Here is a 14465-nt window from a genome sequence, read left to right as displayed (position 1 = left end):
GCATATGGCGCGACCTGTAATCGGCATCATCGGCAACCATCATCTGGTCAACGACCAATACCCGACCCATGCGGGTGGGACCATGAATTCCGAAGCGGTGGCGGAGGTGTCCGGCGGCATGCCAATGCTGATCCCGGCGGATCCGCGGTTTGTCTCCACCGGGGAATTGCTGGAGACCTGCGCCGGATTTCTCTTCACCGGCGGGCGGCCGAATGTGCATCCGGAGGAATATGGCGAGGCCGAGACGGAGGCCCATGGCGCCTTTGACCGGGCCCGCGATGCGGTTGCCTTGCCCCTGATCCGCGCCTGCGTGGAGCGGGGGCAACCGTTTCTGGGGGTCTGCCGTGGCTTTCAGGAGGTCAATGTCGCCATGGGCGGCACGCTCTACCCCGAGATCCGCGACCTGCCGGGCCGGATGAACCACCGGATGCCGCCCGATGGCACGCTTGAGGAGAAATTCGCGCTGCGCCACACGGTGACATTCAGCGAGGGTGGCCCGTTTCACCGGCTGATGGGCGCGCGCGAGGTGATGACCAACACTTTGCACGGGCAGGGGATCAAACAGGCCGGGGCGCGGGTGGTGATCGACGGCCATGCCGCGGACGGAACACCCGAGGCGATCTATATCGCCGATGCGCCGGGTTTCACCCTGTCGGTGCAGTGGCATCCCGAGTATCGCGCCGCGGAAGATCCCGTCTCCCGCCCGCTTTTCGCGGCCTTCGGGGCGGCGGCGCGGGAATGGGCGGAGGGCCGCCGACCGGTCTCGGTTGCGGATGTGGCCTGAGCCGCGGGGACACGCTATGTCTGCGGAAGAAAGCCAGCGAGGACAGGCACGTGACCAGATATGACCCCGACAATATTTTCGCGAAGATCCTGAACGGCGACCTGCCGTCCGAGCGGGTCTATGAAGATGACGAGACCGTCGCCTTCATGGATATCATGCCGCGGGCCGATGGCCATGTGCTGATCATTCCGCGCAGCCGCGCGCGCAACATTCTGGATGCGACGCCGCAGCAACTGGCGGCCTGCATGGCCTCGGTGCAGAAGCTTTCCCACGCGGTCATGGCTGCGTTCGAGGCCGACGGCGTGACCTTGCAGCAATTCAACGAGGCGGCAGGCGGGCAGGAGGTGTTCCATCTCCATTTCCACGTGCTGCCGCGCCATGCAGGCATCAGCCTGCGCCCGCCCGGCACCATGGAAGACCGCGACGTTCTGGCGGCCAATGCCGCCAAGATACGGGCCGCACTGGCCTGAACCGAGGGAACCGAACCGGCCCGGCCGCGTTATCCAGCGATTGGCGAAGGATCTGCGATGGACAAGGACGCGGCCCGATCCGGGCATCGGACCAACCGGCTGCGACGGATCTGGGCGGGTCTGCACCTGACGCTGAGGCGTACGCATCCGGCCAAGCTTCTGCTGCTGGGATATCTGCTTTACACCGCATTCGGCTGGTTCCTGCTGAGCCTGCCGCTTGCGCATGAGGTGCCGGTATCGGCGCTGGATGCGTTGTTCATCGCCAGTTCCGCAGTGTCCACGACCGGCCTCGTGACCGTCGATCCGGGCAGCAGTTTTTCCTGGTTCGGAGAGGGCGTGATCATCCTTCTGATCCAGGTGGGCGGGCTGGGCTACATGACGATCGGCTCCTTCGCCCTGCTGGCGTTTCAGGACCGGCTGAGCCGGGTCCGATCGCGGACCATCAAGGCGGAGTTCAGCCTGCCGGAGGATTTCAGCGTGCGCGGCTTTTTGAGCGCGGTGGTGATCTTCACCTTCGTGGTGCAAAGCGTGGGGGCGATCATCCTCTATCTGGCGTTTCTGGCCGAAGGAGTTGAAAATCCGCTCTGGTCCGCGATTTTTCACGCGATATCCGCATTTTGTACGGCGGGGTTCAGCCTCAATTCCTCCAGTTTCGAGATGATGCAGACAAATACGACCGTCGTGCTGACCCTGTCCGCGCTGTCGATCCTTGGCGCGGTGGGCTTTCTGATCGTTGTCGATGCCTGGCGCAACCTGACCGGGGGCGCCCGGCATCTTGGCTTCACCTCCAAAGTGATCCTGCGGGTGACCTTCTGGTTGCTGGCGGGCGGCACCGTGCTCTTCTACGTGGCCGACGCCTCGATTGCCGAACTGAGCCCGTGGGACCGCCTGCTGACCGCGTTTTTTCAGGTGATGACAGCCACGACCACGGTGGGGTTCAACACCTGGCCGATCGGGGAGATCTCCATGGCGGGGCTGGTGGTGTTGATGGGGCTGATGGTGATCGGCGCGTCGCCCGCGGGCACCGGCGGGGGGTTGAAGACCACCACGCTGGCGGCGCTGTTCGGGCTGGTCCGCTCGACGCTGAAGGGGCGGGACGAGGTGCGGCTGGCCAAGCGCAGGGTGCCTGCCGAAAGGCTGCAAAGCGCCACGGCCGCGCTGGCCTATTACGTCGCCCTTCTGTTCGTCGCGCTGTTCCTGCTGGGGCTGACCGAAGCGGGGGCGGAGTTCGAGGTGCTGATGTTCGAGGCGATTTCGGCCATGGGCACGGTGGGGCTCAGCATGGGCATCACCGGCGATCTGTCTCCCCTGGGCAAGCTGGTGGTCATCGTTCTGATGATCGCCGGGCGTGTGGGCATTCTGACCTTCGGCATCGCGGTCGCTGCGCATGACGAAACCCGCGAGGAAGAGGCGGACAACAACCTCATCTGCTGACGCACTCTCTGGAAGGGCAGACGCGCCCGTTCACGGTATGCGCCGTCCTGCCCAAGGCCCACGCCATACGGGCGGCAAGGCTTTGCCGCGCTGCTCCGATGGGGTTCAGCCCGCCTTTTGCCGGTCAGGTCGCTCTTGGGCCGCGCATTTCATGGATCGAGCGCCGGATGCGGCGCCATGTCTCGGCTTCAGCGGTATTCCCGGCATCGGTTTCCACACGTACCCGTTGGGCGGCTTCGGCTTCGGCCCGGTCGCCATGCGCGCGGTAGAGGGCGCGGGCATATCTGATGATGTCGGCTGCGGTCATCTTCAAGGTCCTCCCCAGATCATGTGAGAGGGTGCGGCGCCATCCGGTCCCGGGCGGCTACGGCCCTCGACGAGATGCTATGCATAGCAGATTTGCGCGCCCATGTCTCGGGTACACGGGGCCGGGCGCCGAAACGGGCGGCGCGCTGCTCAGGTCACGTGACCGCGTGCGATATCGACAGCCGCCTGTTCGGCAGGGCCCTCATACGCCCCGGGGGTGAAGGTGGCGACGGTGGGCGCGCCCGCCAGATCGGGGAAGTGATAGACCGCGTTGGCGGAGAACGGGCCGAGGCCGGAATGCCCGGTTGCGGTGCCTGCCGGGCCCATCCGGCCGCACATGACCCCGGTGCCATAGGCGATATGCGTCCAAGGCCGTCCCGCAGGGCCGTCGCCAAGCTGCACCGCGTCTGACCCCATGTCAGGATGGGCGGCAAGGATCAGGCGGAGGAGCCGGGCCGCGTCCGCAGATGTGCCGATCAGGCAGCGATGATAGACCCAGCCCGGATCATAGCCGCGCCCCTCTGGCCAGTGAATGCCCGCGAACCCGTCGGGAGAGCGCGCAAAGCGCAGGGTGGTGCTGTCCAGTGGCGTGGAGAACATCGTCTTGATCAGATAGCCAAGCCGCTGCCCGGTTTCGGTTTCCATATGGGCAAGGGCAAGCCGGTAGCCGATATTGGAGTAACGCCACTGGCTGAGCGGGTCCCGCACCGGGGTATGGGCAAGGCTGCGCGCGAGAACATCGCTGAACGCCCATGGGGTGTCGCCCCGCGCCACCGCGTCATGATAACTCGGCAATGCGCCATAGTCCGGCAGACCGGAAGTATGGCGGAGAAGCTGGCGAAGCGTGTAGGGCGCGCCGGACAGCGGTGCGTCAAGCGCGATGCGCCCGGTTTCCGCAAGGCTTAGTGCCGTGGCCGCGATCGCCGTTTTGGTGAAACTCCAGAACGGGAAAATCGCGCCCGGGTCGCCGCCCGTGGTCAGCGTGCCGTCGGCGTCGATCCGGGCCCAGTGCAGATCAGTCATAAGGCAGATCATCCGGATCGCGGTTGCGATGGCCGGGCTGCGGCGTGACCGGAAAGCGTTGCGCGCGGATCGTCTTGTGGCCGGCCATCGCGGCCCGGGCGACCCGGTGCATGCCATCCATGACCCGGCCCCGGGCGCAGAGAATAATCGGCCAGGCGAGATCGGCCTCCGCGATCAGCCGCGCATGCTCCGCGATGGTGCGCACGGTCGGCAGATCTCCGGTGTCGTACCAATAGGTCTCGTCCAGTTCTTGAATTTCGGCCAGCGGGACCTCGGCCACCGGGAGGGCGTCGGCAAGGCGGACCAGCTTTCGGACGTCCCAGATTTTCGTGCCGGTCTTGCCGCGACGGATATGGTCCTGTGCGCGCAGGGGCGGGGTCTCGGGCGGCTCAGCCATATTGCGCCAGCATCTGTTGCAGATCCTCGAACGTGTTGGCCTCCGTGGCGGGTTTGTCCCTGCGCCAGCGGAGCATGCGCGGAAACCGCAGCGCGACCCCCGATTTGTGACGGGGAGAGGCCTGAATACCCTCGAACGCGATCTCGAACACATGCTCCGGCGCAACCGACCGGACCGGGCCGAAACGTTCCTTCGTGTTCTTGCGGACCCAGTTGGTGATTTCGCGGAACTCAGCATCGGTCAGACCGGAATAGGCCTTGGTGAAGGGCACGAGCGTCTCGCCCTTCCAGACCGCGAAGGTGAAATCGGTGTAAAGCGTCGCGCGCCGGCCGGAGCCCGCCTGCGCATAGATCATCACCGCGTCGATCGTCAGCGGGTCGACCTTCCATTTCCACCAGTCGCCCTTCTTGCGACCGGCGAGATAAGGCGCCGACAGGCGCTTGAGCATCAGACCTTCGGCCCCGATCTCCCGGCTGGCCGCGCGCGCGGCGGCCAGATCGGGCCAGCCGGTCGCTGGCACCGCTTCGGACAGGCGAAGCGGCACGCCGCCCGGAAGGCCCGCGATCAGCCCTTCAAGCAGGGCGCGGCGTTCCGACAGGGGCCGCGCGCGAATATCCGCGCCCTCCCATTCCAGCAGATCGTAGGCCATCAGGATCACCGGCGCTTCGGCCAGCAGCTTTTTGGGCACGGTCTTGCGCCCGATCCGGGGTTGCAGCCGGGCAAAGGACAGCGGTTTTTCGTCGGCAAAGGCCAGCACCTCGGCATCGAGCACGGTGCCATCGGGCAGGAAATCGGCCAGCTGCGCCAGTTCGGGAAAGCGGTCGGTCATCAGGTCTTCGCCGCGCGACCACAGGAAATGCTGACCTTCGCGCAGAATGAACTGGCCGCGGATTCCATCCCATTTCCGCTCCGCCAGCCAGTCGGTCACGGTCCCGAGATCCTCGGGCGGGCCATCTATCTGGTAGGCAAGGTAGAACGGGTAGGGGCGCGAGAGGCTGGCGCCCGGGTCCGGCCTCTCCACCAGGGTGTGAAAGCTGGTCGTCTCGGGGCTCCAGTCGCCCATCAGGCGATGGGTGAGGTCGGGCTCGTCGATACCGGTCGCCTGAGACAGGGCGCGGGTCATCAGCTTCTGGCTGACGCCCATGCGCCAGCCGCCGGTGATCAGCTTGTTGAACACGAACCGTTCCGTCGGCGGAAGCTGATCCCATGCGGACAGGATCGCGGCCTTCTTCTCCGCATCCTCCGCCTTGTCGAGGGCGCGCAGGCTGGTGATCCAGTGGCTCAGGGAATGTGCGCTCTCCCGTGTCGCGGGCGGCAGGACAAGCGCGATGGTTTCCGATAGGTCGCCCACCACCGGGTAGCACTCCTCGAACAGCCAGAGCGGGATGCCCGCAACCTCGGCCGCCCATTCGCGGAGCTTGGTGGTGGTCACCGTGCGCCTTGGGCGCCGCCCGGACAGAAGGGCGATGGTCCAGAGCTTGTCATCGTCCGGTGCATCGCGGAAATAGGCCGCAAGCGCCGCGGTCTTGACGCTGGTCTTGGTGGTCTGGTCCAGCGCGGTGAAAAGATCGGCGAAGCGCTTCATTCCGGACGCTCCAGATAGGGTGCGGGGCTTTCCAGAACGCCCAGGATATTGCCAAGCGCCACAAAGCCGGGGCCGCCCGCGGTTTGGTCGACCCGGCTGTCGCGCGCCAGATCGCGGTGATCGCCGAGAATGAAGACATGATCGGGCGGTACGATGAGCGGGGCGGTGTCATCGAGATCCGTGCCCTCGGCGAGATCCAGAACGGCATAGCTGGTGCCGTTCGGCAGCGTTTCGCGGATTTGCGCGATGGTGCAGCTGGCCGCGTCGACGGGCGTGTCGGCGGGGCAGGTGGGGCGCGCGCCGGTCGCATCCGTGCGCCGCTGAAGGGTGAGCGGCGGGAGCGGGGCGGTGGCGACCGCTTCGCCGTCAAGGTGAAGCTGCCCGCCGATCATCTGCACGCGCGCCCCCGCAAGGGCCACCACGCGGCCCATGTCCACGTCGCCCCGTGTCTGGTTCATGTAGAGCACCACGTCGCCTGGAACCGGGCTTGCGGTGCCGGGGAAAAGGCGTTCGGACACGGTGCAAAGCCCGCGGGGAACGGTGGGCGTCATCGCCTCGGTCTGGGGGGCGAAGCTGCGATGGGTGCCGATGGTGCAGCGCAGGCAGAAGCAGAAATCCTGCGCAAAGGCCGGCGTGGCGGTCAGCGCGAAAAGGAGGAGCAGGCGGATCATGCCGGGTCTTCCTCCGTCACCTCGTCGAGGGTTTCGCCGCCATAATCGGTTTCAACGATGCCCGCGTCATAGCCCTGGGTCGTAAGCCAGCGGGAAAACTGCGCGGTGTAGCCGTGGGTTACGAAAATCCGGTCCGCGCCGGTGGCGCGGATGGCGCTGTTCAGCCCGTCCCAATCCGCGTGGTCGGAGATGACGAAGCCCCGGTCGGCGGCCCGGCGGCGGCGCACCCCCCGAAGCCGCATCCAGCCCGAGGCAAAGCCGGTGGAGACAGCCCCGAACCGCCGCATCCAGGCCGATCCGAGCGCCGAGGGCGGCGCCAGAACCATGGCGCCGGGATGGGCTTTCGCGTCCAGATCGGGGGTGACTTGTATCGTATCGGGCAGGGCCAGACCCTGGCCACGGATCACCCGGTTGGTCGCCTCCACCGCGCCATGGGTCAGGATCGGGCCAAGCGACGGGTCTAGGAGGCGCAGAACCCGTTGCGCCTTGCCAAGGGAATAGACGCCAAGCACGCTGGTGCGGCCCGCGGTGGCGTTTTCCGCCCACCAGCCATTGATATCGGCGGCCAGCACCGCCTGATCGGGCCAGCTGTAGATCGGCAGGCCGAAGGTGCTTTCGGTGATGAAGGCATGGCAGCGAACGGGCTCGAACGGTTCCGACAGGCCATCGTCGACGGTCTTGTAATCGCCCGAGGCGACCCAGATCTCGCCGCCGACCTCGACCCGGATCTGCGCCGAGCCGGGCACATGCCCCGCGGGGTGAAAGCTGACCTGCGCATCGCCGATGCGGCGCGTTTCGCCATAGGCGATGGTGTCCAGCGGGATATCGCCCAGACGATGGCGGATCACGGGGGCCGCCGTGCGCGTGGCGAGATAGGCCCCGTGGCCCGGGCGCGCATGGTCCGCATGGCCATGCGTGATCAGCGCGCGCGGCACGGGTCTCCACGGGTCGATATGGAAATCTCCCGCCGGGCAATAAATGCCGCGATCCGTGAATTGCAGAACCATCCGCGCACCTCCGCCATGTCCCCCTGATGATAGGGCGCGGGCGGCGGGGCGGCTACACCTCTTCCTCCTCCTGCGGGATCAACAGGATCTCGCCGGCATCGGTCAGTTCGCGAATGGCGGTCACGACCTCGGCCATCGCGGCCTCCCCCTCGTGCAGGCGGGGGGTGCCACGCGCCTCGGCCTCTTCGCGCATCTGCTCGGCCATGCGTTTGGACATGTTCTCGAACAGGAACTCGGTGGCGATCGGGGCCTCCACCATGCCCGAAGACAGGGCGACGATCATCTTTTCAGGGTCCACCATCCGCAGGATCTTGGGCACATCGGTCGGTTTGATCCGCTTGGGGATGTGTTCGAAGGTGAAGATCGCACGGCGCACCTCCTGCGCGAAATCTGCGTTGCGCTTGTCCAGACCGTCGAGGATCGCCTCACGGATCGAGCCCGAGGCCGCGTTCAGGATCGCGCCGACCCGGTCCACCGCACTGACGTTGAAGGCGGCTTTCGGCTTGTCGGTCATCTGGCCCAGCAGGGTCATGCCGATGCGTTCGACCACGTCGGGCGAGACCGTGCTGGTGAGCGATACCGCATGGGCGATCACCTCCGCCCGGTCTTCGGGCATCTTGCTCAGAACGGCCGCGGCCCGCGCGACGCTCAGCTTCGACAGAAGGATCGCGCAGACCTCTGCGCTTTCGCTGGCGATCAGGGCGCCAAGCTCCTCATCGTCAAGCTCCGCCAGCCGCGCCCACGGATCGGCGGGCACGTTGGCCTTTGCCTCGGCCATCAGCCCCTCCCGCGCGGGGGCGGACAGATGCGGCTCCAGCAGGGTCAGCGCATCGGGCAGGCCGCCCGGGAAGGTCAGCGCGAGACTGTCGAGCGCGGTGGTGAAATCCTGCACCACACGGGCCAGCGTCGCGCGGTTCACATGGCTGAGCGTCGCCATGTAGCGGGCCAGCCGCTCCTGCTGAGAGGGGGTCAGCCGGTCAAGGGCAAGCGGCACCTCCTCGGACAACAGAAGGCGCACGATGACGGCCGCCTTCTGGCCGGATGTCAGCGGCTGAACCGCCGCATGGCTGTTCGCGGCGTCGGGCACCGCATGGTCCAATATCTCAGCATCCTGCGTCATCGCATCGCCCCGTTACCCAATAGTCCCACCTGCGAGGCAACATCGCGGTGGGAGGTTAAGCCGGAGTTTCGGCCGCCCGGCTAAATGGCGCGGATTTTCGGCGAATTTCACGGGATGCCGCGCGGCGTCGGTGCCTGCCGTGGGCCGAGTCGTCATGGACGATCCAGCCAGTTGCGCGCCTCCTGCGTTTTCCCGCGGGCGATAGGCACCTCCTCGCCGCTTTTCAGGCGCAGGATGTAGCGCTTGTTCTTGCGGACCATATCGGCCACGGCATTGCGCGAGACCCACCAGCTGCGATGGGGCTGAAACCCGCCCACTTCGCCCGTCATCGCGATCAGGTCGGTCAGGCGGGCGCGCACGAAATGCGACGCGCCCTGCGCCTGGATTTCGACATAGTGATCCTCGGACCGCATATAGGCGATCTCCTCGGCCGCGAATGACTGTCTGCCGACGACGACCCTTGCGGTACGCGGCTGAGCGGCGGCGATGTTCAGATGCGCCTTGCACACCGGCAGAATGAACCGGAAATAGAGCAGTTCCACGGCCTGGGTGGAGATGTAGAGCCACAATTCGGTGACCAGCAGCCGGAAGGCGAAGTCATGAAGCGGGCCGGGCAGGACCAGCAGGCCGATCAGCATGCGCAGAAGACTGGCGGTGCTGGTTGCAACCAGAGACACGACCGGCAGGTAGATGGTGGTGAACCCGGCCCGCTCCGCGAGGTTGAGACAGGCCAGATAGACACCAAGATACACCGCCGCCTCCACCAGCCAGAGCCCCGCCGGAATCAGGGTGGTGAGCGGGATCAGGTCGTGATCCTGATGCCCTGCCAGACCGGTCAGATGGTAGAACACATCCCGGTCGGTCGTGATGTAGAGCGCCAGCGCGACAACCAGGAAAAGAACCGTCTGGCGATGGGGCAGCACCTGAAGCAATTCGCGATACGTGATCCGCACCGGGGCGCCAAGCACGTCATAAAAATGCGTTTCGCGTCTCGGGGGCTGATTATCCTCTGCACTCATGATTTTCGTAACTCGTGACCAGTAACCAGTAGTCGTGTACGCCCGGCCTGTCTGCGGTTTTCATTCGGTCACACGCAGTCGAGCAGGTCGGGGCCATGTATGTCCCCGGTACCCCGGGGGCAGTTCACCCCCCTACATGGAGACCCCTCCGGGTGCAATGATCACCCGGAGGGGTTGTTTTTGGGTCAGGATCGGCGTGGCGCATGGCCGTCGCGCAGGCAGGATCGGGCAGGAGACGGCGCGGGCAGATCACACGCCCCCCCGTGCGTCAGTAGTCGCTGAACGCCGCACCCCCGGCGATGGCCTGGACAAGTGCCGTTTCCGGCCAGCTGCCCGCCCCGCCGCGCGCGCGGATTTCATCAAGTTCCCTGCGCGCCATGTTGTAGCGCCCGGCAAGAAGATGGGCCTGACCCAGATAGGCGCGCGCCAGCAGATTGTCGGGATCGGCGGCAAGCGCCCGGTCGTAATACGCCATGCCCAGATCGACCCGCCCCGCCCGTCTGTGGGCATATCCAAGCGTGGTCAGAACCCGGCTTTCGGTGGGGTCGGACATCTGCCCGAGCGTGGTGATCGCATCCTCGTAGCGCCCGGCATAGGCCAGTTCCCGCGCGGTGCGATAGAGCGCGTCATCGCCCAGACGGCTGTCGCGGATCACGGCGCAGCGGCCAAGGCCCGGATCCCAGATCATTCCTGCGCTGCAGGTCGTGGTGCTTTGGGTGGGAAGGGGCGGGTCATCCTCCGGGCCCACGGCAAGCGCGCCGATGGGCAGGCAGATCAGACCAAGGGTGGCGACGATGCGGAACATGCGGGATCCTGACCGAGGCGCGGGGCGGGGAAGGCCCGCGCGGAGTGAGTACCAAAACACGCGCCCTCGTGGCTACGGGGACGCGTGTTAAGGGTCGTTCCGGATACGAGGGAGTCCGGGACGGAGTGGTTAACTGCTGACGCTGGTGACACAACGCTGCGTCGTGTCATCCCAGGTCGTGCCTTGGGCGCAGCTGATCGAAGCTTCGTTCATGCCGGCGCCCCAATTGCATTCGGCGATCGCCAGACCGGGTGTGGCCATAAGCACGAGGCCGGCCAGTAGAGTTCTGATGCGCATGGCGCGTCTCCCTGATGGTGCGGATCCTGGGTGTCGTCACTTGCAAGGGGAAGGGTAGCATGGGGCCGACCAAAGGCAATGCAGCATGCCCTATCGCGGCGATAGGCTTGAGCTTTCGGGGGCGCGGGGGGGGGGGGGGCAGGGCACCCCCGGGTCGCTGTTCTGCCGCCCCCGAGGGGAGCCCTTGGCCGATCAGTCGCCGAACACTCGGGAAAAGATCGTGTCCACGTGTTTGGTGTGGTAGCCCAGATCGAATTTCTCCTCGATCTCGGCGGGCGAAAGCGCGGCGGTGACATCTGCATCGGCCAGCAGTTCCTCGCGGAAATCCTTGCCATCCTCCCAGACCTTCATCGCGTTGCGCTGGACCAGCCGATAGGCATCCTCACGGCTGACACCGGCCTGCGTCAGGGCCAGAAGAACCCGCTGGGAATGCACCAATCCGCGGAACTTGTTCATGTTGGCCAGCATGTTGTCGGGGTAGATCACCAGCTTGTCGATCACGCCCGTCAGTCGGGCCAGCGCGAAATCGAGCGTCACCGTGGCATCCGGCCCGATCATCCGCTCCACGCTCGAATGGCTGATGTCGCGCTCGTGCCAGAGGGCCACGTTCTCCATCGCCGGGATCACCGCCATCCGCACAAGGCGCGCCAGACCGGTCAGGTTCTCGGTCAGGACAGGATTGCGTTTATGCGGCATCGCGGAGGAGCCCTTCTGCCCCTTGGAGAAGAACTCCTCGGCCTCCAGCACCTCGGTGCGCTGCATGTGGCGGATCTCGATGGCGATGTTTTCGATGCTGCTGGCGATGACGCCGAGCGTGGCAAAGAACATCGCGTGCCGGTCGCGCGGGATGACTTGTGTGGAAATCGGCTCGGGCGTCAGCCCCATCCGGTCGCAGACATGGGCTTCCACCGCCGGGTCGATATTGGCGAAGGTTCCGACCGCGCCCGAGATGGCGCCGGTGGCGATCTCGGCACGGGCGGCGCGCAGGCGGTCGCGGTTCCGGTCCATTTCCGCATAGAACCGGGCGAAGGTCAGACCCATGGTCACAGGTTCGGCATGGATCCCGTGGGAGCGGCCGATCCGCACATCCATCTTGTGTTCGTGGGCGCGGCGTTTCAGGGCCTCCAGCAGCGCGTCCATGTCGGCCAGCAGAATATCGGCCGCCCGTACCAGCTGGACGTTGAGGGTGGTGTCGAGCACGTCCGACGAGGTCATCCCCTGATGGACGAACCGCGCTTCGTCATGGCCTATGATCTCGGCCAGATGGGTCAGAAAGGCGATGACGTCATGTTTGGTGACCGCCTCGATCTCGTCGATCCGCGCTACGTCGAACTCGACATCGCGGGCTTTCCACACGGCCTCGGCGTTCTCGCGCGGGATCACCCCCAGATCGGCCATCGCGTCGCAGGCATGGGCCTCGATCTCGTACCAGATGCGGAACTTGGTGGCAGGCTCCCAGATGGCAACCATTTCGGGGCGGGAGTATCGGGGGATCATGGGTGGTCCTTCTCGTAAGCGCGCGCCGCCGTCTTACGAAGCCCGCGCCCGAAGGACAAGCAACGGGTGTGTCGCAGGGGCGGCCGGGCGAATACCGTTGTCCGCCGGGGGCGGTTGGCCTTAGCCTGTGGCCAGTCTCTCGGCAGCGGAGCCACGTCATGCCCTTTCATCGCCACCTGATGCTGGCCGCGCTTCTGGCGCTGACGGGCATGCCGGGCGCCGCCGAGGAGGCGATGACATGGCGCTATGACCGGCTTGTCGATCCGAACCCCGCAGACACCCACCTGACATTGACCTTCGGTGGCCCGCACGCGGATGCGGCGGTGTTCCTCGCAACCTGCGCGATCGGGGTGGAGGAGTCCTTTGCCGAGATACGGATCCGCGTTGAAACCGCCGGCTACGAGACCGGCACCCCCGTCGCCTATACGCTGGATATCGCCCCCGGGTTCACCATGCCGGGACAGGGCCTCGTGACGGGCGGCGGCAGCGGGGCCGGGATCGGCGGGGTCGCGTTTTCCGTCGGCATGACCGCGCCGTTGTGGGAGGCGTTGCGCGATGGCCGGGAGATGCAGTTCGCGCTGTCGGCGGATATGGCTGAGGTCCTGCCGCTGGGCGGGATCGGCGCCATGGCCACTGCGTTCCGCGACGATTGCGCCGGTATCCGAACGCTCGGAGCCGCGGGCCCGGTGTGGGAGCGGCTGGACGATAGCGGCATCACCGCGCTTTTGACCGCCCATGATCTGGTTTACGAAAACGGGGATTTCCAGCGCTTCCTGCCGTCAGGGCGCACGCTTTACCGCGCGGCGGAGACAAGCTGGGGCTATTGGCGGGCCGAAGGCGGGCGCTATTGCAGCCAATGGCCCCCCGGCGATGCGTGGGATTGCTATGACCTCCACCATGATGGCGGCAACGCGGTGCGGTTCACCGACGATTGGGGGAATGTCTCCACCGGAGTGTTTGCGGAGTGATCGCGCTGGCCGATCTGGAAGGTGTCTGGCGGTTGGACAGGCAGATCGAGGACCGGCGCGCAGGGCTTTCCGGCCTGCTGGAGGGAGAGGCCGTCTGGCAGCCCGACGGCACCGGCCTGACCCAGATCGAAACCGGGCTGCTGCGCTATGGCGACGCCGCACCCATGCAGGCGACACGACGCTATCTCTGGCGGGAGGAGGCGGGGCTGCTGCGGGTGTATTTCGACGATGGCCGCCCGTTCCATGAGCTAACCGGCGCTGCGCCCGAGGCCCGCCATGTCTGCCCGCCTGACATATATGACGTGCGGTACGATCTGACGGGCTGGCCCGATTGGAGCGCCCGCTGGCATGTCACGGGCCCGCGCAAGGAAGCGGTGATTACAAGCCGGTATCGGCGCAGGACGGGGGCGGTTTCCGTTCGGGGAGCCGGTTGATCTGCTGTCCGCGCCGGTGTGATCTGATCTGTTCAGCTGACCGTCGTCATGGCAGATTTGTGCAATGACCGATGATGTTCCACTACTTTGCGGCGCGCGCGTGCGTCTGCGGCCGTTTCGGTGCTCGGACATTGCCGCCCGGCTGGCGCTCGGACGGTCGCCGGAGATTGTGCTGGCGTTTGGTGGTGATCCGGATGCAATGCCTCCCTACAGGGAGGATGACGCCCGCCAATGGGTGGAACATAACATGGCGCATCCGCTTGCCTGGGCAATTGAAGTTGAAGGCCGGCTTCTTGGGGAGGCCCGGTTGGACCATCTTAACCGGCACGACCGTCGTGCGCTGCTGGCGATCGGCCTTTACGATGTCGGACAGCTTGGTCGGAGGCTGGGCCGCGAGGCCATCAGCCTGCTGGCATCCCACGCATTCGACGTGTTGAAGCTCCATCGTCTGGGCCTGCGCGTCATCGCGACGAACGAACGGGCGATCCGATGCTACCGCGCCTGCGGCTTTGTCGAGGAGGGTCGTGAGCGCGAGAGCGCCTTTGTCGCCGGGCGTTGGCACGACGACATCATCATGGGCCTCCTGGCACGAGATCATCAGGGCTGCATACGGTAGGGCGCGGCCGCAGAGGCCCCGCTTTCCCTGCA

Annotated in this window: 17 protein-coding genes; 6 read left to right on the top strand and 11 right to left on the bottom strand. The window is 66.0% G+C overall.

Annotated features, from left to right (window positions below):
- Nucleotides 1-4 precede the first annotated feature (4 nt).
- The 3 genes from ACQ651_RS08955 to ACQ651_RS08945 are packed head-to-tail and all read left to right on the top strand — an operon-like array spanning nucleotide 5 to nucleotide 2688.
- Complete coding sequence (locus ACQ651_RS08955; RefSeq protein WP_227287237.1) at nucleotides 5-784, top strand: gamma-glutamyl-gamma-aminobutyrate hydrolase family protein; 780 nt, start codon at nucleotides 5-7, stop codon at nucleotides 782-784.
- 50 nt (nucleotides 785-834) lie between these two features.
- The gene (locus ACQ651_RS08950) at nucleotides 835-1254 is read left to right on the top strand and encodes an HIT family protein (RefSeq protein ID WP_227287236.1); all 420 of its coding nucleotides are present in this window, start codon (nucleotides 835-837) and stop codon (nucleotides 1252-1254) included.
- Between the two features lie 57 nt (nucleotides 1255-1311).
- Complete coding sequence (locus tag ACQ651_RS08945; RefSeq protein WP_227287235.1) at nucleotides 1312-2688, top strand: TrkH family potassium uptake protein; 1377 nt, start codon at nucleotides 1312-1314, stop codon at nucleotides 2686-2688.
- A gap of 124 nt (nucleotides 2689-2812) precedes the next feature.
- On the opposite strand, the gene ACQ651_RS08940 is transcribed toward ACQ651_RS08945, so the two are convergent.
- The 11 genes from ACQ651_RS08940 to purB form a co-directional block, all read right to left on the bottom strand.
- On the bottom strand, nucleotides 2813-2995 hold the full coding sequence (locus ACQ651_RS08940) for a hypothetical protein (protein ID WP_121897158.1): 183 nt from the start codon (nucleotides 2993-2995) through the stop codon (nucleotides 2813-2815).
- A 149-nt stretch (nucleotides 2996-3144) separates the two neighbouring features.
- Nucleotides 3145-4017: a serine hydrolase domain-containing protein gene (locus ACQ651_RS08935; RefSeq protein WP_227287234.1), complete on the bottom strand. Its 873-nt coding sequence runs from the start codon at nucleotides 4015-4017 to the stop codon at nucleotides 3145-3147.
- On the bottom strand, nucleotides 4010-4414 hold the full coding sequence (locus tag ACQ651_RS08930) for a hypothetical protein (RefSeq protein ID WP_430449077.1): 405 nt from the start codon (nucleotides 4412-4414) through the stop codon (nucleotides 4010-4012). The genes ACQ651_RS08935 and ACQ651_RS08930 overlap by 8 nt, the downstream gene beginning before the upstream one ends.
- The gene (locus ACQ651_RS08925; protein ID WP_430449076.1) at nucleotides 4407-5999 is read right to left on the bottom strand and encodes an ATP-dependent DNA ligase; all 1593 of its coding nucleotides are present in this window, start codon (nucleotides 5997-5999) and stop codon (nucleotides 4407-4409) included. Before ACQ651_RS08925 ends, ACQ651_RS08930 begins: the two co-directional genes overlap by 8 nt.
- Nucleotides 5996-6670 carry a signal peptidase I gene (gene lepB, locus ACQ651_RS08920; protein ID WP_430449075.1) on the bottom strand — a complete coding sequence of 225 codons (675 nt, stop codon included), beginning with the start codon at nucleotides 6668-6670 and terminating at the stop codon, nucleotides 5996-5998. Before lepB ends, ACQ651_RS08925 begins: the two co-directional genes overlap by 4 nt.
- Nucleotides 6667-7677 (bottom strand): ligase-associated DNA damage response exonuclease, encoded by a 1011-nt coding sequence (locus ACQ651_RS08915; protein ID WP_430449074.1) that lies wholly within the window; start codon nucleotides 7675-7677, stop codon nucleotides 6667-6669. Before ACQ651_RS08915 ends, lepB begins: the two co-directional genes overlap by 4 nt.
- A 52-nt stretch (nucleotides 7678-7729) precedes the next feature.
- On the bottom strand, nucleotides 7730-8797 hold the full coding sequence (locus ACQ651_RS08910; RefSeq protein ID WP_430449073.1) for a flagellar motor switch protein FliG: 1068 nt from the start codon (nucleotides 8795-8797) through the stop codon (nucleotides 7730-7732).
- 152 nt (nucleotides 8798-8949) lie between these two features.
- Complete coding sequence (locus ACQ651_RS08905) at nucleotides 8950-9816, bottom strand: LytTR family DNA-binding domain-containing protein (RefSeq protein WP_430449072.1); 867 nt, start codon at nucleotides 9814-9816, stop codon at nucleotides 8950-8952.
- 268 nt (nucleotides 9817-10084) lie between these two features.
- Nucleotides 10085-10621, bottom strand: coding sequence for a tetratricopeptide repeat protein (locus ACQ651_RS08900; RefSeq protein ID WP_227287227.1), 537 nt, complete (start codon nucleotides 10619-10621; stop codon nucleotides 10085-10087).
- Between the two features lie 129 nt (nucleotides 10622-10750).
- On the bottom strand, nucleotides 10751-10918 hold the full coding sequence (locus ACQ651_RS08895; protein ID WP_227287226.1) for a hypothetical protein: 168 nt from the start codon (nucleotides 10916-10918) through the stop codon (nucleotides 10751-10753).
- Nucleotides 10919-11110: 192 nt separating this feature from the next.
- Entirely contained in the window at nucleotides 11111-12415 is a 1305-nt protein-coding gene (gene purB / locus ACQ651_RS08890) for an adenylosuccinate lyase (protein ID WP_227287225.1), read from the bottom strand.
- A gap of 158 nt (nucleotides 12416-12573) precedes the next feature.
- Between purB and ACQ651_RS08885 the strand changes: the two genes are divergently transcribed.
- The 3 genes from ACQ651_RS08885 (at nucleotide 12574) to ACQ651_RS08875 (ending at nucleotide 14433) form a co-directional block, all read left to right on the top strand.
- Nucleotides 12574-13383 (top strand): hypothetical protein, encoded by an 810-nt coding sequence (locus tag ACQ651_RS08885; RefSeq protein WP_430449071.1) that lies wholly within the window; start codon nucleotides 12574-12576, stop codon nucleotides 13381-13383.
- Nucleotides 13380-13817: a DUF6314 family protein gene (locus ACQ651_RS08880; protein ID WP_375552030.1), complete on the top strand. Its 438-nt coding sequence runs from the start codon at nucleotides 13380-13382 to the stop codon at nucleotides 13815-13817. The genes ACQ651_RS08885 and ACQ651_RS08880 overlap by 4 nt, the downstream gene beginning before the upstream one ends.
- 64 nt (nucleotides 13818-13881) lie before the next feature.
- Entirely contained in the window at nucleotides 13882-14433 is a 552-nt protein-coding gene (locus ACQ651_RS08875) for a GNAT family N-acetyltransferase (RefSeq protein ID WP_430449070.1), read from the top strand.
- The last annotated feature ends 32 nt before the right edge of the window (nucleotides 14434-14465 follow it).

Origin of the sequence: Rhodophyticola sp. (assembly GCF_965284195.1) — a bacterium.
In the GTDB taxonomy this organism is placed as follows: Bacteria; Pseudomonadota; Alphaproteobacteria; order Rhodobacterales; family Rhodobacteraceae; genus Rhodophyticola.
This window is presented reverse-complemented; position numbering and strand designations above follow the sequence as displayed.